23 protein-coding genes and 2 tRNA genes are annotated in these 19544 nt (G+C 63.8%); 16 read left to right on the forward strand and 9 right to left on the reverse strand.

Annotated features, from left to right (window positions below):
- Nucleotides 1-16 precede the first annotated feature (16 nt).
- The 4 genes from Q7S20_11260 to lexA all read left to right on the forward strand — a co-directional run bounded on the left by Q7S20_11260 (nucleotide 17) and on the right by lexA (nucleotide 3433).
- Nucleotides 17-886, forward strand: a complete 870-nt coding sequence (locus Q7S20_11260; protein ID MDO8502409.1) for a class I SAM-dependent methyltransferase — start codon at nucleotides 17-19, stop codon at nucleotides 884-886.
- Between the two features lie 173 nt (nucleotides 887-1059).
- Nucleotides 1060-1148: transfer RNA gene (locus Q7S20_11265), tRNA-Ser, on the forward strand.
- A 61-nt stretch (nucleotides 1149-1209) separates the two neighbouring features.
- Complete coding sequence (gltX, locus tag Q7S20_11270) at nucleotides 1210-2664, forward strand: glutamate--tRNA ligase (protein MDO8502410.1); 1455 nt, start codon at nucleotides 1210-1212, stop codon at nucleotides 2662-2664.
- A 118-nt stretch (nucleotides 2665-2782) separates the two neighbouring features.
- The gene (gene lexA, locus Q7S20_11275) at nucleotides 2783-3433 is read left to right on the forward strand and encodes a transcriptional repressor LexA (GenBank protein MDO8502411.1); all 651 of its coding nucleotides are present in this window, start codon (nucleotides 2783-2785) and stop codon (nucleotides 3431-3433) included.
- Nucleotides 3434-3438: 5 nt separating this feature from the next.
- On the opposite strand, the gene Q7S20_11280 is transcribed toward lexA, so the two are convergent.
- Genes Q7S20_11280 through trxA form a run of 6 tightly spaced genes read right to left on the reverse strand, consistent with a single transcriptional unit; the run spans nucleotide 3439 to nucleotide 9612 of the window.
- A complete protein-coding gene (locus Q7S20_11280) occupies nucleotides 3439-4323 on the reverse strand; it encodes a hypothetical protein (protein ID MDO8502412.1) in 885 nt (294 codons plus the stop codon).
- Nucleotides 4324-4347: 24 nt separating this feature from the next.
- Entirely contained in the window at nucleotides 4348-5529 is a 1182-nt protein-coding gene (locus tag Q7S20_11285; GenBank protein MDO8502413.1) for an aminotransferase class I/II-fold pyridoxal phosphate-dependent enzyme, read from the reverse strand.
- Nucleotides 5529-6209 carry a fumarylacetoacetate hydrolase family protein gene (locus tag Q7S20_11290; protein ID MDO8502414.1) on the reverse strand — a complete coding sequence of 227 codons (681 nt, stop codon included), beginning with the start codon at nucleotides 6207-6209 and terminating at the stop codon, nucleotides 5529-5531. The genes Q7S20_11285 and Q7S20_11290 overlap by 1 nt, the downstream gene beginning before the upstream one ends.
- Before the next feature lie 24 nt (nucleotides 6210-6233).
- Nucleotides 6234-8432 (reverse strand): helicase C-terminal domain-containing protein, encoded by a 2199-nt coding sequence (locus Q7S20_11295; GenBank protein MDO8502415.1) that lies wholly within the window; start codon nucleotides 8430-8432, stop codon nucleotides 6234-6236.
- Nucleotides 8429-9265, reverse strand: a complete 837-nt coding sequence (rsmI, locus tag Q7S20_11300; protein ID MDO8502416.1) for a 16S rRNA (cytidine(1402)-2'-O)-methyltransferase — start codon at nucleotides 9263-9265, stop codon at nucleotides 8429-8431. Before rsmI ends, Q7S20_11295 begins: the two co-directional genes overlap by 4 nt.
- A gap of 20 nt (nucleotides 9266-9285) precedes the next feature.
- On the reverse strand, nucleotides 9286-9612 hold the full coding sequence (gene trxA, locus Q7S20_11305; GenBank protein MDO8502417.1) for a thioredoxin: 327 nt from the start codon (nucleotides 9610-9612) through the stop codon (nucleotides 9286-9288).
- 75 nt (nucleotides 9613-9687) lie between these two features.
- On the opposite strand from trxA, the gene mce reads away from it, so the two are divergent.
- Nucleotides 9688-10098 carry a methylmalonyl-CoA epimerase gene (gene mce / locus Q7S20_11310; protein MDO8502418.1) on the forward strand — a complete coding sequence of 137 codons (411 nt, stop codon included), beginning with the start codon at nucleotides 9688-9690 and terminating at the stop codon, nucleotides 10096-10098.
- Between the two features lie 56 nt (nucleotides 10099-10154).
- On the opposite strand, the gene Q7S20_11315 is transcribed toward mce, so the two are convergent.
- The gene (locus tag Q7S20_11315) at nucleotides 10155-10625 is read right to left on the reverse strand and encodes a hypothetical protein (protein ID MDO8502419.1); all 471 of its coding nucleotides are present in this window, start codon (nucleotides 10623-10625) and stop codon (nucleotides 10155-10157) included.
- 44 nt (nucleotides 10626-10669) lie between these two features.
- Here Q7S20_11315 and Q7S20_11320 point away from each other — a divergent pair, with 44 nt between their 5' ends.
- The 9 genes from Q7S20_11320 (at nucleotide 10670) to ychF (ending at nucleotide 17267) form a co-directional block, all read left to right on the forward strand.
- Nucleotides 10670-11398, forward strand: coding sequence for a pyridoxine 5'-phosphate synthase (locus tag Q7S20_11320; GenBank protein ID MDO8502420.1), 729 nt, complete (start codon nucleotides 10670-10672; stop codon nucleotides 11396-11398).
- A gap of 16 nt (nucleotides 11399-11414) precedes the next feature.
- Nucleotides 11415-11786 (forward strand): hypothetical protein, encoded by a 372-nt coding sequence (locus tag Q7S20_11325; GenBank protein ID MDO8502421.1) that lies wholly within the window; start codon nucleotides 11415-11417, stop codon nucleotides 11784-11786.
- A 3-nt stretch (nucleotides 11787-11789) separates the two neighbouring features.
- Nucleotides 11790-12800, forward strand: a complete 1011-nt coding sequence (locus Q7S20_11330) for a lysylphosphatidylglycerol synthase transmembrane domain-containing protein (protein MDO8502422.1) — start codon at nucleotides 11790-11792, stop codon at nucleotides 12798-12800.
- The gene (gene ispE / locus Q7S20_11335) at nucleotides 12797-13729 is read left to right on the forward strand and encodes a 4-(cytidine 5'-diphospho)-2-C-methyl-D-erythritol kinase (protein ID MDO8502423.1); all 933 of its coding nucleotides are present in this window, start codon (nucleotides 12797-12799) and stop codon (nucleotides 13727-13729) included. The genes Q7S20_11330 and ispE overlap by 4 nt, the downstream gene beginning before the upstream one ends.
- A 12-nt stretch (nucleotides 13730-13741) precedes the next feature.
- Nucleotides 13742-13812 (forward strand) — tRNA-Gln (locus Q7S20_11340).
- A gap of 135 nt (nucleotides 13813-13947) precedes the next feature.
- Entirely contained in the window at nucleotides 13948-14874 is a 927-nt protein-coding gene (locus tag Q7S20_11345; GenBank protein MDO8502424.1) for a ribose-phosphate pyrophosphokinase, read from the forward strand.
- A gap of 18 nt (nucleotides 14875-14892) precedes the next feature.
- A complete protein-coding gene (locus Q7S20_11350) occupies nucleotides 14893-15549 on the forward strand; it encodes a 50S ribosomal protein L25 (GenBank protein MDO8502425.1) in 657 nt (218 codons plus the stop codon).
- Nucleotides 15550-15563: 14 nt separating this feature from the next.
- Nucleotides 15564-16163, forward strand: a complete 600-nt coding sequence (gene pth, locus Q7S20_11355; GenBank protein MDO8502426.1) for an aminoacyl-tRNA hydrolase — start codon at nucleotides 15564-15566, stop codon at nucleotides 16161-16163.
- A gap of 3 nt (nucleotides 16164-16166) precedes the next feature.
- The gene (gene ychF, locus Q7S20_11360) at nucleotides 16167-17267 is read left to right on the forward strand and encodes a redox-regulated ATPase YchF (GenBank protein MDO8502427.1); all 1101 of its coding nucleotides are present in this window, start codon (nucleotides 16167-16169) and stop codon (nucleotides 17265-17267) included.
- 20 nt (nucleotides 17268-17287) lie between these two features.
- Here the strand turns inward: ychF and Q7S20_11365 are convergent, their stop codons facing one another.
- Together Q7S20_11365 and Q7S20_11370 are read right to left on the reverse strand one after the other, a co-directional pair.
- A complete protein-coding gene (locus Q7S20_11365) occupies nucleotides 17288-18100 on the reverse strand; it encodes a DUF4198 domain-containing protein (protein ID MDO8502428.1) in 813 nt (270 codons plus the stop codon).
- An 82-nt stretch (nucleotides 18101-18182) separates the two neighbouring features.
- Nucleotides 18183-18602: a CHRD domain-containing protein gene (locus Q7S20_11370; protein ID MDO8502429.1), complete on the reverse strand. Its 420-nt coding sequence runs from the start codon at nucleotides 18600-18602 to the stop codon at nucleotides 18183-18185.
- Nucleotides 18603-18814: 212 nt separating this feature from the next.
- On the opposite strand from Q7S20_11370, the gene rpsF reads away from it, so the two are divergent.
- Both rpsF and rpsR read left to right on the forward strand, forming a co-directional pair.
- Complete coding sequence (gene rpsF / locus Q7S20_11375; protein ID MDO8502430.1) at nucleotides 18815-19180, forward strand: 30S ribosomal protein S6; 366 nt, start codon at nucleotides 18815-18817, stop codon at nucleotides 19178-19180.
- A gap of 6 nt (nucleotides 19181-19186) precedes the next feature.
- Complete coding sequence (gene rpsR, locus Q7S20_11380; GenBank protein ID MDO8502431.1) at nucleotides 19187-19408, forward strand: 30S ribosomal protein S18; 222 nt, start codon at nucleotides 19187-19189, stop codon at nucleotides 19406-19408.
- Nucleotides 19409-19544: the final 136 nt, after the last annotated feature.

The raw sequence follows: 19544 nt of genomic DNA on the forward strand, positions 1-19544 counted from the left end.
AGGCAGGGTGGGGCTGATGAGCTATCCGAAGCTGGAGACGTTGGACCAACCGATTCGAGTTTACAGGACGCAGGGAGCGACGCGGGTCCGGCGCGTGCTCAGAACCTTTGGACTGCTGCCAGTTGCATTCAGTGTGTGGCGCACGATGCGCTATTGGCGTCCGTCGCGAATTGTCCGTGATCAACGATTGCGCCGCGAGGCCCCCTTGGGACTTCCGGTTCCTCCGGGCGCGCTTCTACTCGCAACCGGCGCAACTCGGGATGTCAAATGGTTTTTGGACTCGGGCGCCGCAACGGCTGAATCCTTCGGCGCTGCTCTTGAGCGAATCGGACGGCCCATCGCGTCATTCCGCGCCGTGCTGGACTTTGGATGCGGATGCGGTCGCGTACTCCGACAGTGGCACGATATTGACGGTCCGATTTTTCACGGGACCGACTACAACCCGCGTCTTGTCCGCTGGTGTGAGCAGAATCTGGACTGCGCCACTTTTCGCCAGAACACGCTCAACCCTCCCTTCGATTATGCGGACGCGTCCTTTGACCTCTGCTATGCCGTATCAGTGTTCACTCATTTGCCGGAGGCAATGCAAGAGGCCTGGCTTCTCGAGCTACGCAGGGTTCTGGAGCCCGGTGGCATTCTGCTCGTGACATTGAGCGGCGAGGGTGATCTGATCCGCACGACTCCCTCGGAGCAGGAACGATTTCGGTCAGGCGAGTTGGTTGTTGTGGACGGCGGCTATGCCGGGACGAATATGTGTGGCGCGTATCACCCCGAGGATTATGTGCGCCGGAACTGGTCCCGGTATTTCAGGATCCTCGACTTCTTGCCTGAAGGAGCCAAGGGGAGCCCGCGGCAGGACCTCTACGTGTTGGAGCGACTTCCATAGTCGCTCAACGTGCTTCGCGCCGGAGGAAGGGGGAAATCTCCCCAGCACCAACCGCTGCCACATAGAGTGGCTGGCTGGCGCGCGACCATATTGCCGACACGGAACTGACTCACCACCCGCAGCCCTCAAGGGTTGAACAAGCTCTGCTGTCTCAATACCTTGCGTGACCTCCCGGAGAGATGGCCGAGAGGCTCAAGGCACCGGTTTGCTAAACCGGCATACGTGGAAACGCGTATCGAGGGTTCGAATCCCTCTCTCTCCGTTTACGCGGGTCCGCTGCGACTGGCGGACCCGTTTTTCTTTGAGCCCCGCCCGACACCCAAATGACCGATTCCACACGACGCCCGCGCCTTCGCTTCGCTCCTTCGCCCACTGGCTACCTCCACGTCGGTGGCGCTCGCACCGCGCTCTTCAACTGGCTCTACGCCCGCCACTTCGACGGCGACTTCCTGCTTCGCATCGAAGACACCGACAAGGCCCGCAGCACCGACGAGAGCACACGGGCGATCTTCGAGGGAATGGAGTGGCTCGGCCTGAATTGGGACGAGGAAGTCGTATATCAGGGCGCAAACCTCGCGCGGCATCAGGCCGACGCGTACCGCATGCTCGAGACGGGCGCCGCTTATCGCTGCTTCTGCACCGCCGCGGAGCTCGAGGAGAGGCGCCGCGAAGCGGAGTCGAGAAAGGAGAGCTTCAAGTACGACCGCCGGTGCGACCGCCTCACGAGCGAAGAGATCGAGCGTCGCGTCGCCGGCGGCGAGCCGTCGGTAGTCCGCTTCCGCATCCCCGAAGGCACCACCGAATGGAACGACCTCGTGCACGAGACGATCGCGTTCCCCAACAAGGATCTCGAGGACTTCGTCATCCTTCGCTCCAACGCGACACCGATCTACAACCTCGCCGTCGTCTCCGACGATATCGCGATGGGGATCACGGTCGTCATGCGCGGCGACGATCACATCTCCAACACGCCCAAGCAGATTCTGCTCTATCGCGCCCTCGGCGCCGGGCTGCCGGTGTTCGCGCATCTGCCGATGATCCACGGAATGGACGGCAAGAAGCTGAGCAAGCGGCACGGGGCGACAGCCGTCGGCGACTATCAGCACCAGGGCCTCCTCCCGAGTGCGATGCTCAACTTCCTCGCGCTCCTCGGCTGGTCGCCGGGAGGTGACCGCGAGGTCATGATGATGGACGAGATGGTCGCGCTGTTCAGTCCTGACGGGCTCCAGCGGAAGGCCGCCATCTTCGATCCGAAGAAGCTCGAATGGATGAACGGGCAGCATCTGTCGCGAATGCCGCTCGAGGAGCTCGAGCCGCGTGTGACGCCGGCCATGATCGCCGCCGGGCTGATTGACGCCGATGGGATCGCCGCGCGTCGCGAATGGTACACGTCGCTCCTCGACCTGCTCCGCGTGCGCGCTCGGACAATAGACGACATCGTGCGCCAGGCCGGGCCTTACTTCCTCGAGACGATTGACTACGATGCCGAAGCCGTCGCGAAGAGCTGGAAGGACCGCCCGGCAGCGGCCGACATTCTGACGGCGGCGAAGACGGCGCTCGACGAGGCCCCGCACTGGACACCCGAGGCGCTGGAGACGGCGCTCCGTACCCTCGCGGAATCGCTCGGCGTCGCCGGCGGCAAGGTTTTCCAGCCACTTCGCGTCGCTCTCACGGGATTGGCAGTGAGTCCCGGCATATTCGAGGTGCTGGTGATGCAGGGACGCGAGCTCGTGCTGAGGCGCATAGCGGACGCCGTCGAGTGGCTGCGCCGGGAATGACCTGGAGCAGTCAGGGAAGCAGGGTTTTTGTTGACGCTCGCCGAACACTTCTACACATTTGATTTGAGCGAATCGGTACAAATTGCGCGAGTGACCGCCTTCACATTTCGGAGTGACAATGCCTGAGGCTTTGACGCCAATAGAGGGCTCGGTATACAACTATCTTCTCGACTTCACGGCAGAGAATACATACCAGCCGAGCATCCGCGACATCGGCAAGAAGTTCCAGATCAAGTCCACCAAGACGGTTTCCGACCTGCTTCAGTCGCTGACCAGGAAAGGCTACATCGAGCGCGATCCGGCGCGCTCCCGCGGCGTCCGCCTTCTCGGCTTCACCGGCGGCGGAAAGACCAAGCCCGTGCCCTACTATGGAAAGATCCACGCCGGCGAGCCGTCGCTCCTTCCCGAGAATCGTCAGGGCTTCATTACCATGGACCGTCGCTTCATTCCAGCGGAAGAGGTGTACTTCCTCAAGGTGAAAGGCGACAGCATGATCGGCCGCGCCATCAGCGACGGCGATTTCGTGATGGTCAACCCGGTCGCGAAGCCCAAGGAGAACGACATCATCGCCGCCCGTCTCGGTGATGAAGCGACGGTGAAAACTTTGACCCACAACGACAGGTCAACAGTGCTCGCTGCCGCGAACCCGGCTGACCGCGACATCGAGGTGAAGCCAGGCGACGACTTCAAAATTCTGGGCGTCGTCTGCGGAGTGTTCCGCCCGTTCGTCACGATGGAAGCGATGACGGCCGAGCTGACCACCAGCTGAAGCCGCTACTTGTCCGGCGGTGATTGCGCGGCAGGCTGATCGGCCTGTCGCGTTTTCTTTTCAGTGGCGGCGCGCTCGCGTTCCTTGCGCTCGCGAATGCTCTTTACGGCTTTCCTGAAATCCGCCTCGTTCATTCCCCGCTGCGCCTGCCAGAAAATGTCGGCATGGAGCTGGTTCTGCAGCCGGTTGCGGTCGTTGACCGTCGGATTTCCCGCCTGATTGATCGGAAGCAGCGCCAGCAGCACGGTCGGAATTGAGAACTTTCCGAGGCGAATGTATTGCGGATCGATTCCGTACTTCCGGCCGCCCTTCTCGAACGTCCAGTCTCCCGGCTTCCTCTGGTCCGAGGCAACGGCGATCGAATCGTTGAACGGCTGGACGATGGAGACGATGGCGCTATCGAGCTTTTCTTTCGCGCTCTTCGGCGCGGACACGATATCTCCCGGCGCCGCCCAGACCCTCGGGCCAGTATAGGTCGGGCGAATCCCGCGCGCTGGACCTCCAGTCCCGACCAGTGGGCCGCTTCCTCCTTCCTCCTCTGCCGGTGCGGGGGCCGGCGGGGGAGCGAAGGGAATGGTCGTTGGAATGGAAGTCGGTGCAACGAGCTTCGCGGGCGGCGTCTTCGAGACGGGACGGTTGTCGCCACCACTCCTCCCTGCCACCGGCCGACCGTCCGCCCTGGGCAGTCGGAGGAATCCGATTCGTTCCGCGGGTATCTCGGCCGACGGCGCGAGAGAGAAGATCATCGTGAATGCCGCCGGCGAGATCAGGAATCGCACGAGGGCAACCGCCAGCGCGATATGCAGCGCCACCGACACCGCGAACGAGCGAGTGGCCCGCTTGCGCGGCGCCGCGCCTTCCGGCGATCTCAATCCGCGAAGCGTGTTCATCAGATTTGAGACACCGGGACCAGCTCAGGCCCCTACGCTCAGACGCGTCAGCACCCGACCCGCACGCGCCGCGGCCTCGCGCAGCCGCTCCGGCGACGTCACAAACGAGACCCTGAAGAACCCTTCACCGCCTTGACCGAACGACGACCCCGGCAGTACGATCACTCCTTCCTCCTCCATCAGAAACTCGGCGAATTCGGCGCTCGTGATGTGCTCGGGCAACGGTATCCACAGGTACATCGTGCCTAACGGAGCCACGCAGTCGAAGCCGTTCTCCCGGAACGCTTCCACCGCCGCGTCCCGCCGTTCCCTGAAAACGGCGATGTTGCGAGGCACGAACTCGGCCCAGTCGTCGAGCGCCGCGGCCGCCGCGGCCTGCACCGCCATGAACGCGCCGGTGTCCACGAACAGCTTCACCTTCGCCAGCGGCGCGACGAGCTCGCGCGCGCCGACCGCCCAGCCGCAGCGCCAGCCGGTCATGTTGTAGGTCTTGGACATCGAGTGGAACTCGATGGCAACTTTGCGCGCGCCATCCACCTCGAAAATACTCGGCGGCACGTAACCATCGAACGCCATCTCCGAGTAGGCGTTGTCATACACCAGCAGGATGTCGAGTTCCCGGCATCGGCGCACGACCCGCTCCAGATAATCCATCGGCGCGACGGCGGCGGTCGGGTTATTCGGATAGTTGAGATACAGGATCTTCGTTCGCTCGAGCACATCGCGCGGCAGCGTGTCGAGATCCACCAGGAAGCCGTTCTCGGGACGGAGCGCGTACCGGTACGGCTCGCCCTGCGCGAGCTGGGTGCCCCCGACATACGCGAGATAGCCCGGCTCGGGAATGACGGCGACATCTCCATCCTCGATGTATGCGAGCGCCACGTGCGAGATGCCTTCCTTCGAGCCGATCAGCGGAACGATCTCGGTGAATGGATCGAACTCGAGCGAGAACCGCCGCTTCATGAATCGCGCGATCGCCTCGCGGTACTCGACGAGCCCAAGTCCGAATCCGTACCGGCTCATGGACGGATTGCGCACGGCGGCGGCGAGCCGCTCGACGGCCACCGGAGGCGGCGCCAGATCGGCGTCGCCGGCGCCCAGGTCTATCACGTCCACTCCGCGGGCGATGAGCTGCCGTTTTTTCTCCGGAAATTTGCCGAGCGGGTACTCGGGCAACGTGAGCAGCCGGTTGGCGTACCGCGGCATCAGCCCGGGAGCCTCACCGGGTTGCTCACCTTGCTCAGTCCTTCTATCTCGACCTCGACGACGTCGCCGGCGTTGAGTGGAGCGACTCCGGCAGGTGTCCCGGTGGCGACGACGTCGCCCGGCTCGAGCGTCATGACGTGCGACACGTACGACAGAAGCATCGGAATGGAGAACACCATCTCGCTCGTCGAGGCGCGCTGCTTCTCGATTCCATTCACCCGCGTCACCACCGTCAGGTTCGCCAGATCGTGATCGCCTTCGGCGAGATTTCCGACAGGACAGAACGAATCGAAGCCTTTGGCCCGCGTCCACTGGCTGTCCTTCTTCTGAAGATCGCGAGCGGTCACGTCGTTCAGCGCGACAACGCCCAGCACCGCGCGCGATGCCTCCGCTTCCGATGCCTTCGTCAGCCGTTTGCCGATCACGATCCCTATCTCGCCTTCGAACTCGACGCGCTCCGATTGCGGGGGCAGCACGATCGGGTCGCCGTCGCCGATGATGCTCGTCGAGGGCTTGAGGAAGAAGAGCGGCTCGACGGGGACTTCGTTGCCGAGCTCCTTCGCGTGCTCGCGATAGTTGCGCCCGATGCACACAATCTTTCCCGGCCTGTCGATTCCTCGCCGAACGCCGGCGACGTCGACGCCCCCGGCAAGTGGGTCATCCAGTCTCAGCTCCGCCATCACCGCCTCACTTGTTGCGCGTCTTCATTCCTGTTCGGACACCGCGTAGAACTCGCGCAGTTGCCTCGAGATGTCATTCCAATCTACAAGAATTCGCCTCGCCGGAGGCAGCGCGCGCAGCAGCGTCGCGCCGTATCCCTTGGTCACGACTCGCGGATCCGCGATGACGATCGCGCCGCGGTCGGTGGACGAGCGGATCAGACGCCCGAATCCCTGCTTCAGGCGCAGCGCCGCATGCGGCACCATGTACTCCGCGAACGGATCGCCGCCGCGCTCGGCGATGGCTTCGCAGTGCGCCGCCGTCATTGGCTCTGTCGGGACTCGAAACGGCAGCTTCGCAATGAGCAGCCCGCGAAGCGCGTGACCAGCGACGTCCACGCCTTCCCAGTACGATGACGTACCTATGAGCACCGCCCGCCCCGATTCGCGGAATCGCATCAGAAGTGAATCACGCGATTCCTCGCCGTGCACGAGCAGAGGCCGCTCCGCTGCCATGCCCCGCTCGCGCAGCTCGGCCGCCGCCTGCCGCACGTCGCGATGACTGGTGAACAGCACGAAGATCCCGCCGTCAGACGCTTCGGTGAAGTCACCGACCATCCGCATCACCGACCTGAAATGTCCGGCGGCATCCGTGTTCGGAGCGGGCGTGTCCGTGGGAATCGCGAGAATCGCCTGACGCGCGAAGTCGAAGGGCGACGGGAACGATTCCGTCACCGGCTGAATCCGGAGCTGATCCACTCCCAGGCGCCCGCTCAGGAACTCGAAACGCAAATCAGTTGAAAGCGTCGCGCTCGTCACGACCGTTGTCTTCATCCGCGCGAACAGATCGTCACGCAGGATCGGAGCGAGATCGAGCGGAACCCACGTCACCCCGATGTTGCCCTCGCCGCCGCGCGACTCGACCCAGCGGATTCGCTTGTGCGCGTCGGATCCGGGCTCGAGCGCGCCGTGCATCGCGGCGGCGAGCGCCTCGAGTCTCCTGCCGGCGCCGCGCAGCTCGCTCACGAGCGCGACGGTCGCTTCGTCGCGCGTCGTCTCGCCCTCGAGGCGCTGCCGGATCATCGCGATGCTGTCGGTGATCAAGGCCGTCGAGGTAATGAAATCCTCGAGAGCGGCACCAAGCCCCGCACGCCAGATGGAGTTGGTCGCGAAATCGTCGGTGAGCCGAACCACCGGCTGCGCGCTCTCCCGCAGGAATGTCTCGAGCAGGTCGAACACCTGCGTGCCTTTTTCGCGCGCGGCGTCGAGCGCGGGACGAATCTTCCGGTCGAGAAGATCGAGACTGGCGATGCTGAACATGTCGTCGCGGCGGGCCAGCAATCTCTGCTCCAGCGCTGCGAGCAGACCACGTCCAGCGCGGCGACCTGACGGGGTGCGCGCGAGACGCGAAAGAAGCCGCTGCATTCCGCGTCGAGTTCCGCTCTCACCAAGATGCGCGGCTGCCGCGTCCTCGAGATGATGGCCCTCGTCTATCACGAGCCGGTTGTACGCCGGAATCACGGCGGCGTCTTCCCAGTTCTGCGCCGCGCGGCGGACCGCCAGGTCGGACATCAGCAGATGGTGGTTCACCACCACCACATCCGCCTGTGCCGCTTCACGTCGCGCGCGGAAGAGAAAACACTTTTCGTAATGCGGGCACTCGGCGCGCGTGCACAGATCCGGCTCCGCCGCGACTTCGTCCCACACTTCGGCGCTCGGCGGATACGAAAGATCGCTCAGCGATCCATCCTCGGTGCGCGATGCCCACTCGGCGATCGTATCGAGACTGCCGCCCTGGTCGTCGAGCAGAGTGGACCCAACGAGCTTCGCCTGCTCGAGACGCAGCAGACACAGGTAGTTGCGCCAACCCTTCAGCAGCGCGAAACGTACCGGCTGCTGCCGGGCGAGCGCGGCGGCGAGGAACGGCAGATCCTTTCGTACGAGCTGTTCCTGGAGATTGATCGTGTTCGTCGAAACGACGGTGCGCTCGTTGACCAAGGCTGCCCACCGCAGCGCCGGCAGGAGATATCCGAGCGATTTGCCAACGCCGGTGCCCGCCTCGATCAGTCCGACGCCACCGTCGTTGTAGAGCGTCGCGATAGTCTTCGCCATATCGCGCTGCGCGGGGCGATCCTCGTATTGCCGCATCACTGCCGCGATCGGACCCATGGGACCGAGGTCCGCCGCAACCGATTCAGGATCGAGCTGGGCGGGCTCCGCGGCGACACCGGGAAAAGCGATCACTCCTCGTGCGCCAGACGGTACGCGAGGTTACGCGGCGCGCCGTGCTCGCTCATCAATCGCTCCATTGTCTCGCGAGGCGGCACTCCGTCGGCACGAAGCTGCCGCGCGGCTTCACGAATCGAATCCTCGCTTGGCGCCGTGGGTGACACTCCTCCGATGAGGATGACAACTTCTCCCCGCGGCGGCGTGTCGGCGAATCGTTCCGAGAGCTCCGCCACCGTTCCGCGCGCGAACTCCTCGAACTTCTTCGTCAGCTCGCGCGCAACGACCGCGGCGCGGCTTCCCGCCCCCGCCTCCGCGAGCTCCTTCAATGTCGCGCCAACGCGCAGCGGAGATTCGTAGATGATCGCCGCATGAGTGAGCCGCATGATATCCGTGAGGGCGCGATGCCGGTCCTTCCCTTTGCGGGGGAGAAATCCGAAGAAGGTGAACTGATCGCCGGCGATGCCCGACGCTACCAGCGCCGCGAGCAACGCCGAGGCGCCGGGCACAGGAATGACGTCAATGCCGGCAGCGATCGCCGCCGCGACCAGCCGCGCTCCCGGATCCGACAACAGCGGCGTTCCCGCATCGGTGATGAGCGCGATGGCCTCGCCCGCCTCGAGCCGCCTGACGAGACGCGGCGTCTCCCGCGCCTCGTTGTACTCGTGATACGCCGAGCATCGCGTGGTGATCTGGTAGTGGTCCAGCAGCCGGCGCGAGTGGCGCGTGTCCTCGGCAACGACAAGCGCGGCCGAGGAGAGAACCTCGACCGCGCGAAACGACATGTCTCCCATGTTGCCGATGGGAGTGCTGACGATGTAGAGAGCCCCTCCCGTCGTGGGCTCCGGCATTCAGCAGCCCGGCAGGAAGATCAGGCTTCGTGCTGCTTGAATTTCGTCTCCAGCTGCGACTTCGGCACGGCTCCGATGACCCGATCCACGAGCTTCCCGTCCTTGAAGAAGAGGACAGCAGGAATCGAACGGATATCGAACCGCTGGGCGGTCCGGTTGTTCGTGTCCACGTCGAGCTTGGCGACCTTGGCCTTCCCCGCGTATTCCACCGCGAGCTGGTCCAGAACCGGCCCGATCATCTTGCACGGGCCACACCACGCCGCCCAGAAGTCCACCACGGCCAGTCCCTCATGCTTCTCGATCTCGGCCTCGAAATTATTGTCCGTAACTTCGAACGCATTCGACATTTAACGCCCTCATCGGCGGGGATACCCCGCCCGTCTCGCTGGATTAAGTTTGACTCACTCTTCGATCGAAATCTAATGCAACATCCAAACCCAAAGGGGACCCGGATTTCCCACGTTGGAATCGCTCTCGCCTCGATCGCCGAGGCGATGCCGTTCTACCGTGACATCCTCCGTATGGACGAGGCCGAAATTGCGGATTCCGACGGCGCGAGTATCAGCGCGCTCCAGGCAGGCGAGTCACTGATCGAGCTTCTCGAGCCGGACGGAGAGGACACGCCGATCGGGAAATTCATTGCCCGCCGCGGAGCCGGGATCCATCATATCTGCTTCGCGGTGGACGATCTCGACGCAACGCTGGAGCGGTGCCGGAAGGCCGGTGTCCGGCTCATAGACGAGGTTCCGCGAATCGGCGCGGAGGGCAAGCGGATCGCGTTCCTTCATCCGGGCTCGACAGCGGGAATTCTCGTCGAGCTTTCGGAGCACTGATCGCCAGAGCGCGCGCGGCGAGCCAACGCGCACATGCCGGTAACCGGGCGGCGGAGCTACCGGTTCGTGCCGCGGCAGAAATCGCGCACGGCGGCGATCTCCATGTTGTCCACGTAGTAGCGGTTGGACGGACCCTGAATTGCGTAGAAGCGCGGGGTGCGGATGTTCGTTCCGCGCGTCAACTCGGTGGCGACGACGCGATGACCGCCTTCTCCCACAGTCTCGCCGAGAATGCGAAATTTGTCGTGGCCGAAGTAGCACTGAAGAATGATCAGCCGCTTCTCCAGCTCTTCCCTGTCCATGTTGTCGCGCGACGGTCCCTTGTTCGTGCCGAATATCACGGACATGGCCTGAATGTCCTGGGCATGGACGGCGTTGAGAAACTGCTCGACGGCGGCTCGCGGCGTGGCCGCGCCGGTCATGTGACTCACCGTTGGCGACGGCGCGCCCACGGGGGAACTGGTCGTCGTGGTCACTGCGCGCGAGCACGCGGTGAGCAGGAAAATCGCGAGCAAGGTCTTCTTCACACGGTACTCCACGGAAGTTGGTGCGAACCTAACGGGCGGGGGAAATGGCAGCAAGACATCAACGGCTCTATGTGAACATAGATCACGTCGCGACTCTGAGGCAGGCGCGGCGTGGATTCGAGCCGAGCCCCATCGAGGCCGCGGCATTGTGCGAGTCCGCCGGCGCGGACGGGATCACTGCGCATCTGCGCGAGGATCGCCGGCACATACAGGACGCCGACGTGGAGACACTCGCAACCTCGGTGCGCACGTATCTCAACCTCGAGGCGGGGTGCGCGGAGGAGATGATAGACATCGCGCTGAGACTTCGGCCGCCACAGGTGACGCTCGTTCCGGAGAAGCGCGAGGAGGTTACGACCGAAGGAGGACTCGACGTCGTGCGAGAGCGCGAGCGGGTCGCGCGGGCCGTGTCCCGGCTGCGCGAAGCCGGCATTCGTGTGAGTCTTTTCATTGATCCCGATCTCACCGCCGTCAGAATGTCGAAGGAGCTCGGCGCCGACGCGATCGAGCTGCACACGGGCGATTATGCGAATCGCCCGCACGTACCTGATACACTCGAGGCGCTGAAAAGCGCCGCGCGCGAAGGCGCCGAAGCGGGTCTCGCGGTTCACGCCGGCCACGGTCTCACGGTGGCGAATGTCGGGCCGGTGGCGGCAATTCCGGAGATCGAGGAGCTCAATATCGGTCACTCCATCGTCAGCCGGGCCCTGTTCGTCGGACTGGCCGAAGCCGTGCAGGAAATACGGCAGGCGATGGACGCGGCGCGCGAATGAGCCGAGATTTGAGACGATGACTTCCGGCGACGACCTCATTCCGATCTCCAGCCTCTTCTTCGACGGGCCCGGTCCGCACGTCGTGCGAGCCGGCTTTCCGCCGGAAGGCCGTGCGGTGCCGACATTCACTCCGGCCCGCGGGCAGGAGCTGCGCGCGCTGCTCAACACGAGCATTGCGCAGCTCGGCGCCGTGTCGGGAGAGACGCGGCGGAGGACACCGGTGCCACTCCCGCCCCCGGTCGCGATCGAAACGCTGCTGTATCGCGGGCGCGCCGCGTTCGACCGCGCGCTCGATGTCCGCAACGACATCGTGGACGCCGGCGGCAATCCATCCACGGAGAAGATCGACGAGCTGCTCGATCTCGTCGCGCTCGCAGCGACCGAGTAGGCCGTGAAGCCGAGTTGGCGCAGCACCATCGGCATCGCATTGAGCGCGGTGCTGCTGTGGTGGACACTTCGCGATGTGTCACTGGCAACGGTGTGGGCCGAGCTGTCGCACTCGAGCGTTCCGCTCTTTCTCGCGTCCACGATCTGCGCCACGCTGATCTTTCCGCTGCGCGCACGGCGCTGGCGGACAATCCTTCAGCCCGTCGCGCCGAATCAGCCGTTCGGTCCCCTGTGGAGAGCCACCGCCGTCGGGATGATGGCGAACAATCTCCTTCCCGCGCGAGCCGGTGAGATCGCACGGGCTTACGCGCTGACCCGGCAGACCGGCATTGGGTTCGCGACGTCCATTGCCTCGCTCGCCGTGGACCGCCTTTTCGACATGCTCGTGCTCCTGTTCCTCGCTGTCGCGGCGCTCGTGGATCCCTCCTTCCCGCGCGAGGCTCGCATCGCCGGCCAGACGCTCGGCCACCTCGCGCAGGGCTCGGTCGTGATCATCGTGCTGCTGCTCGTGGCGCTGTATTCGCTTGCTTTCTTCCCGACTCAGCTCGTGCGGGTGTTCGAGCTGTTCACACGCCGCGTATCGCCCGCCCTCGAGGAGCGCGGCAAGTCGGTGCTGATCAAATTCAGCGAGGGACTGAGCGTGCTTCGGAGTCCGCGGCGATTCAGCTCCGTGCTCGCGTGGACCATTGCGCACTGGCTGCTGAACGCGCTGGCGTTCTGGCTCGGATTCAAGGCCGTCGGCATCGAGCTGCCGTACTCCGCCGCGCTGTTTCTTCAGACGCTGATAGCGTTCGGCGTTGCGCTTCCGTCGGCGCCTGGTTTCTTCGGCTTTTTCGAGAAGCTTGCGACGGTCGGGCTTGGCATCTACGGTGTCAGCGCGAGCCATGCGACGAGCTGGGCGATCGGATTCCACATTCTGAGCTTCATCCCCATTACCGCCATCGGGCTCTGGTATTTCGTGCGGCTTGGCCTCCACATGAAGGACATCAACACCGCGCGCGAGGCCACGGCGTGACCGGTCCGAAAGTGAGGATCGCGGCGCAGGCGAAGCTCAATCTGCATCTGCGCGTTCTGGCGCGAGAGGACTCGGGGTTCCACTCGCTGGAGACGATCTTCCACCGCATAGACCTCGCCGACGATCTCGTGATCGAGGTGACGGACGGCGAGCGCGCCGTAGATGTCGAAGGAGCGGAGACGGGGCCGATGGAATCCAACCTCGCCTATCGCGCCGCCGCCGCTTACGCCGCACATGCCGGATGGCCGAAGGGGTTCAGAATCCAGCTCACCAAGCGCATTCCAGTCGGCGCCGGACTTGGCGGCGGGAGTGCGGATGCCGCGGCAGTGCTCCGGGCGCTCAATTTCATGTCAGGCGATCCGATCGGCTCGCACGGGCTGCTACGACTGGCCGCGGGGTTCGGCTCCGACATTCCATTTCTCGCCAGCGATGCCGTCATGGCGCTCGCATGGGGACATGGGGAGCGAATGCTCTCACTCGCGCCGCTCCCCAGATACGACGTCATGCTGATGACTCCCGAGTTCAGCGTGTCCACCGCCGACGCGTACAGGTGGCTCGACGAAGACAGGGCCCGCCAGCGCGACGTTACGGCGATGATGGGTGACGCCAAGAGCGTGGACGAAAGAGATGCCGCACCGGATGCCGCCGTGCTCGATACAGTGTCGCTGTCAACGTGGGCCTCCATCGCGCGCTTCGCGCGGAACGATTTCGAGGCGCCTGTTTCGGCGCGGCACCCGCAGCTTGCCGAGTATCTGCAAAGCCTGCGGAGTTCGACGGCGGTCTTCGCGCAAATGACCGGATCTGGCTCAACGATCTTCGGAGTATTCGACTCACCACCCAACTATTCCCGCGTTCCCGAGGAACATCGCGAGCGGGTAACGACTACAAGGACATCAATCGACGTTGTTCAGCCTGTGAGGCTGGGCTAGCTTTACCGCGTCTGCCCCCTCGTCCAATGGCAGGACATCGGTCTTTGGATCCGAGAATGGTGGTTCGAATCCACCGGGGGCAATTGATGCGTTCTTTCAGGGTTAGATTGCCTGTTCCCGCTGGCGGGTGCACCGGCCCCAATTGAACTAAAGTCAGCGGTCACTTAACTTTTAAGGCTATCGCGGCAATGGACGGACTTTCCGTACCGAGTCACGGCTTGAAACTCCTCGTGGGTTCCGGAAACCCGGACCTCTCGAAGGAGATAGCCCACAGTCTCGGCGTCGAGCCGGCCAAGGCGACGATTAGCCGGTTCGCTGACGGCGAAATCTTCGTCCGCATAGACGAGAACGTCCGCGGCAACGACGTTTTCATCCTGCAGCCGACCAATCCGCCGGCCGAGAACATCATGGAGCTGCTGCTCCTGATAGACGCGGCGAAGCGGGCATCGGCCGCGCGTGTCACATGTGTCATGCCGTACTACGGCTACTCGAGACAGGACCGAAAGGACCAGCCGCGAGTCGCCATCGGCGCGAAGCTCGTGGCCAACATGATTGTGACGGCCGGAGCGAACCGGGTGCTGGGTCTCGATTTCCACCAGCACCAGCTGCAGGGATTCTTCGACATTCCCGTCGATCATCTCTATGCGGCGCCGGTGTTCGTGTCGCATTACAAGAAGAAGCAATTGCACGATCTCGTCGTCGTTGCGCCTGACGTGGGCTCGGCGAAGATGGCGCGGGGGTTCGCGAAGCGGTTGAATGGCACACTCGCCATCATCGACAAGCGGCGCCCCAAGCCGAATCAAAGCGAAGTGGTGAACGTCGTCGGAGAGGTCGAAGGAAAGGACTGCCTTCTCACCGACGACATGATAGATACCGCGGGGACGGTTTCAGAGGCCGCGCGGGCGCTGAAGGATCTTGGCGCGAAGGATGTATACGTCTGCGCGACGCACGCGCTGCTCTCCGGCCCCGCCGTTGAGCGGCTCTGCAACGCGCCGATCACGGAAGTGACGGTTACCGACACCGTTCGCATTCCGGAGGAGAAGCGGTTTCCGCAGCTCACCGTCCTGTCCGTCGGGGAATTGTTGTCGAAGGCAATCAGGTACATTCACAGTGAGCAGTCGGTAAGCTCGCTTTTCGAACAGTAGGTCTGGGAGAATACAGGTATGGCGTCAGCAAATCTTTCGGGCAGCGTACGCGAGAACAGTGGCAAGGGCGTCGCTCGTTCCCTTCGCAGCTCCGGCCGCGTTCCGGCCGTCATCTACGGCCACGGCCGCGATCCGCAGCCCCTCTCCATCGACAACCGCGAGCTGGAGAAGCTGCTCTCGCACATCTCCGCAGAGAACACGGTCATTGATCTGACGGTGGACGGAAAGAGCGCGCGCACTCTCATTCGTGAGATCCAGCGCCATCCCTTCAAGCGCCAGATCCTGCACGTGGACTTCCAGGAGCTGGTTGTCGGTGAGAAGGTGATCGTCCGTCTTCCGATCCTTCTCATCGGTGTCCCCGATGGCGTGCGCATGGACGGCGGCATCCTCGATCAGACAATGCGCGAGCTCGAAGTCGAGGTGGACCCGTCGAACATCCCGAATCACGTCGAGCTCGACGTGACGAAGCTCGTGATCGGCAGCTCGGTGCACGTCAGCGACATTCCGCTCCCCGAGGGAGTCGAGGTCGTCGGTGAAGGGGACGCTTCCGTCTGCGTCGTGTCGGCTCCGCGCGCCGCTGTCGAGGCCGTCGTCGCCGAGGAGATAGCGGTCATCGCCGAGCCCGAAGTCATTCGCGCCAAGAAGCCGGACGAGGACGAAGGCCCCGAGAAGTAATCCGGGGCTAACCTGTGAAGGTTATTCTCGGGCTCGGCAATCCCGGGCGTCAGTACGAGGCAACACGGCACAACGTCGGCTGGTGGGTACTCGACCACCTCGCCGACGTTTGGCATTTCGACGGCTGGAAGCGCGACGGCGAGGCGCTGGTCTCGACGGCTACAGTGGCCGGAACGCGAGTCAGACTGATCAAGCCGCTCACGTACATGAACCTGAGCGGCAACGTACTCAAGAATTACCTGCGGCGCCCGTTCTGGGCGCCACCGAAGGACCTGCTGGTGATCGTGGACGACGTCGCGCTCCCGGTTGGGCGGTTCCGCATCCGCGCTCGAGGCAGCGCCGGCGGACACAATGGACTGCGCAGCGTGGAAACAGCCCTGGGAAACCAGGAATACCCTCGCCTCCGCATCGGCGTCGGGCCGAGCGAGGGGAGAAAGAACGTCTATCACGACCTTTCCGACTTCGTGCTCGCTCCGTTCGCGCGCGATGAGCGGGACGACATTCTCACGCTCATGCCGAAGCTCAACGCCGCCGTCGAGACCTGGCTGCGCGAGAGCACGAAAAGAGCAATGAACGCACACAACCGCGACGGCGACGGCGCGACCAATCAATAGAAAATGCTGAAGCTGGGAATCGTCGGACTCCCCAACGTGGGAAAGTCCACATTGTTCAACGCGCTCACCGCTGCCAGGGCAGAGGCGGCGAATTATCCGTTCTGCACCGTCGAGCCGAACGTCGGGATGGTGGAAGTTCCGGACAAGCGGCTCGAGCGTCTCACCGAGATCGTGCAGCCGAAGCGGACGGTTCCCGCGGTGGTGCAGTTCGTGGACATCGCGGGACTCGTCAAAGGCGCCGCCGAGGGCGAAGGGCTCGGCAACAAGTTTCTCGCCACCATCCGTGAGACGGACGCCATCGTCCACGTCGTGCGCTGCTTCGAGGACGAGGACGTCACGCACGTGATGGGCGCGGTGGATTCAGCGCGCGACCGCGAAGTCATCGAGTTCGAGCTCGCCCTCGCCGATCTCAGCGCGGTTGAGAAGCGCCTCGACAAGACGCGCCGGTCCGCGCGTACCGGCGACAAGGAAGCGCTCGCCGAGCTGCCGGCGCTCGAGCGCGCGTACGGATTTCTCAGGGAAGGGCGCGGACTGTGGGAGGCGAAGCTCACGCCGGAGGAGAGCGACGTATTGGCGCCGCTTACGCTGCTCACGAGCAAGCCGGTACTGTACGCCGCGAACGTGAGTGACAGCGAGCTCCACGGCGAGGAGGGCCCGCACTTGCTCGCGCTGCGCGAGGCGGTTCGTGCGAGCGGCGAGCATGCCGAGATCGTTCCCTTCTCCGCGAAGATCGAGGCGGAGCTCGCCGAGCTTCCGCCCGAGGACCGCACGGAGTTCCTGTCGTCGCTGGGACTGGAGTCAGCGGGACTCGACCGATTGATTCACGCCGGATATCACCTGCTCGGGCTGCAGACGTACTTCACCGCCGGCGAGCCGGAGGTGCGCGCGTGGACCATCCATCGCGGCGACACGGCGCCGAAGGCGGCGGCGGTAATTCACACCGACTTCGAGCGCGGCTTCATCCGCGCCGAGACGGTCGCGTACGAAGATTTCGTCGCGAACGGAGGATGGAAGGGCGCGCGCGAGAAGGGCGCGGTACGATCCGAAGGAAAGGAGTACGTCGTCGCCGACGGCGACGTACTCCTTTTCCGGTTCAACGTTTAGCGAGCTGCCGGGCTTCCTGGCTACCGCATCTCGAACGTCAGCGTCGCCCACTTCGATTCGTAGTCGATCTTTTCGGTTCCCGCGTACGGCGTCATGCTGATGAATTTGACGTACCACTGACCGCGGCTGCCGAGTCGCACTCGCGCGATGCCGGACGCGTCGGTGCGCACGCGATGCTCCTTCAGGCGACCGCCGCTCGGCAGCCTCCCGCCCGACACCACGAGTTGACCCGCCGCCGGCTTCCCATCCACCAACGCCCGCACCCGCAGCGCTTCCCCCGGCCGCAGCGAATACGGATTGTCAACAGGCACCAGCTCGGCGGGATAGCCCAGAACCGCGCTGAAATCGCCGGTGCGCGTTGCGCCGATCTGCACGAGTGCCTTGATGTGCTTCGAGTACCGCTCGGTCGCGCCCTTGCCGAGCTCGCCACTCCGCTTGCGGGCGGCGAGGACGTCGGGAATACCATCATCAGCGAGATACGTGTTGAAATCTTTCGCCTCGATTGTGATCTCGCGCGGCTTGAGCGACGCGCCGATCACATACGTCCCGGCGGCACCTGTCTGGACCGTGAAAATGCTCGTGTCACCGGTGACCGACCATAACGCCGTATCCGGATGCGCGTGCCCGGCGGGCGACACGACGCTGAGATCGCGCAAACGGTCGCGCGTGATGGAATTCTCGCTCTTGCTGAATGTGCCGTTGAGAGCGCGCAGCCGGATGGTGGATCCCGGCGTCGCGAGGAACGAGTCCAGCCGGAAAAAGAAATCGTGCGCCTGAAGATTGGTAGCAGCAACGAACAGCAATGCAATCGCGATCGGGTAACGCCACTTCATCTGCCTGCTCCTTCCGGAATATGCCGGAGTTATTTGACCTGCCCGCGGATTTCTCCACTGGGGTTCGCGGTCGTATGAACATTCACGTAGCGTTACCGCTCAGAAGCAGCGTCTTGACGGATTCGAGCGTAACGCCGGCGGGTAGAGTGCCCTGGGTAATCGTCCCGCTCACGAACACGCCGTTGATCGCGACGGTCGGGGTTGCCGGCGAGAACAGTGTCACCACAACTGAACCCGCGACTCCCGGCGCGCCGTTATGAATGTGCGCCATCGTGATTCCGGTGATGCTCGACGCGCTGATCTGATAGTCAATCGAAGTCGGAAAGACGACGATGCTCACGGTTCCGCTCGCGGTGGTCGGCTTCGGCGCCGGCACCTCTGCGCCCGGCGTCAATGCGAAGAGATAGTTCTGCTCCGCGTCCAGGCCACCGGCGGAGCTGCCGCCGCCGCATGCCGATACGGCGAAGCCCGCCGCCAGAATCGTGATCATCGAATACTTCATGCTGCTTCTCCCGAATTAGGCCCATGGCGGGCCGGTGCAAAGGTACGTGGCGATCCAGTTCACGGAAGGGTGGCAATTCTGTTGCCTCGAGGGGGTGGTCCGGATATCTTTCGGGTCCGCAAAAAACGGCCGCACCGCGGCCTTCACACCTTCCCCCCGCTCCGGCAACCAGCGGGGGGCAGAAACAGGACCACAAGGAGGATTGCCTGCCAATGTCTCGGAACTACGAGGCGGTGTACATCTTCGATTCGACCCTCGAAGACGCCGCAATCAACGAAAAACTCTCGCGCTTTCACGGACTGCTCGGTTCCACGGAGGAGCCCGAGACGAGCCACTGGGGCCGCCGCCAGCTCGCCTATCAGATAGGCCCGCGCGAGAATGGCTATTACGTCGTATCCCGCTTCACCGTTGATCCCACGGTGCTGCCGGAGTACGAGCGCGCGCTCAAGCTCGACGATGGCGTCATCCGCTATCTCATCACGCTGCACGAGCACGAAGTCGGTGCTCCGGCGATGAGCGAAGAGGAGCTCGCGGCACAGGCCGCGCGCCGTGACGATGACGACGACGACGAGGATTAGCCGCCAATGAGAAGACCACAGAAGAGCTGCCCGTTCTGCGAGGGGCGTGTCCGCTGGATCGATTACAAGGATGACCGCACGCTCGGCCGCTTCATCACGGATCAGGGAAAGATTCTGCCCAGCCGTCTGAGCGGAACCTGCGCCCGTCACCAGCGTCAGCTGTCCACCGCGATCAAGCGTGCGCGCTACCTGGCCATCATCCCCTATCTGAAGGGGCACACGGCCTAGTACTTACTTCCGCAAATGAGAGTAACGTTTTTGCAGGCTGACTGCATGCACGACCTCCTTGCGCCACTCGAAGGGCGCGGCCTTGGGATTGTAGACCTTAATGTACGCGTCGATGGCGTCGCGCACGTTCCAGGGG

It is taken from the genome of Gemmatimonadaceae bacterium (assembly GCA_030647905.1).
Lineage (GTDB): Bacteria > Gemmatimonadota > Gemmatimonadetes > Gemmatimonadales > Gemmatimonadaceae > UBA4720.

Excerpts from the sequence above, each read along its gene's own strand:
- Q7S20_11280 (MDO8502412.1), bottom strand. The coding sequence starts at position 4,323 with ATGAACACGCTTCGCGGATTGAGATCGCCGGAAGGCGCGGCGCCGCGC.
- Q7S20_11285 (MDO8502413.1), bottom strand. The coding sequence starts at position 5,529 with ATGCCGCGGTACGCCAACCGGCTGCTCACGTTGCCCGAGTACCCGCTC.
- trxA (MDO8502417.1), bottom strand. The coding sequence starts at position 9,612 with ATGTCGAATGCGTTCGAAGTTACGGACAATAATTTCGAGGCCGAGATC.
- Q7S20_11365 (MDO8502428.1), bottom strand. The coding sequence starts at position 18,100 with ATGAAGTGGCGTTACCCGATCGCGATTGCATTGCTGTTCGTTGCTGCT.
- Q7S20_11325 (MDO8502421.1), top strand. The coding sequence starts at position 11,415 with ATGACTTCCGGCGACGACCTCATTCCGATCTCCAGCCTCTTCTTCGAC.
- Q7S20_11260 (MDO8502409.1), top strand. The coding sequence starts at position 17 with ATGAGCTATCCGAAGCTGGAGACGTTGGACCAACCGATTCGAGTTTAC.
- Q7S20_11370 (MDO8502429.1), bottom strand. The coding sequence starts at position 18,602 with ATGAAGTATTCGATGATCACGATTCTGGCGGCGGGCTTCGCCGTATCG.
- rpsR (MDO8502431.1), top strand. The coding sequence starts at position 19,187 with ATGAGAAGACCACAGAAGAGCTGCCCGTTCTGCGAGGGGCGTGTCCGC.
- gltX (MDO8502410.1), top strand. The coding sequence starts at position 1,210 with ATGACCGATTCCACACGACGCCCGCGCCTTCGCTTCGCTCCTTCGCCC.
- Q7S20_11320 (MDO8502420.1), top strand. The coding sequence starts at position 10,670 with ATGGCAGCAAGACATCAACGGCTCTATGTGAACATAGATCACGTCGCG.
- ychF (MDO8502427.1), top strand. The coding sequence starts at position 16,167 with ATGCTGAAGCTGGGAATCGTCGGACTCCCCAACGTGGGAAAGTCCACA.
- rpsF (MDO8502430.1), top strand. The coding sequence starts at position 18,815 with ATGTCTCGGAACTACGAGGCGGTGTACATCTTCGATTCGACCCTCGAA.
- mce (MDO8502418.1), top strand. The coding sequence starts at position 9,688 with ATGCAACATCCAAACCCAAAGGGGACCCGGATTTCCCACGTTGGAATC.
- lexA (MDO8502411.1), top strand. The coding sequence starts at position 2,783 with ATGCCTGAGGCTTTGACGCCAATAGAGGGCTCGGTATACAACTATCTT.
- Q7S20_11290 (MDO8502414.1), bottom strand. The coding sequence starts at position 6,209 with ATGGCGGAGCTGAGACTGGATGACCCACTTGCCGGGGGCGTCGACGTC.
- Q7S20_11350 (MDO8502425.1), top strand. The coding sequence starts at position 14,893 with ATGGCGTCAGCAAATCTTTCGGGCAGCGTACGCGAGAACAGTGGCAAG.
- rsmI (MDO8502416.1), bottom strand. The coding sequence starts at position 9,265 with ATGCCGGAGCCCACGACGGGAGGGGCTCTCTACATCGTCAGCACTCCC.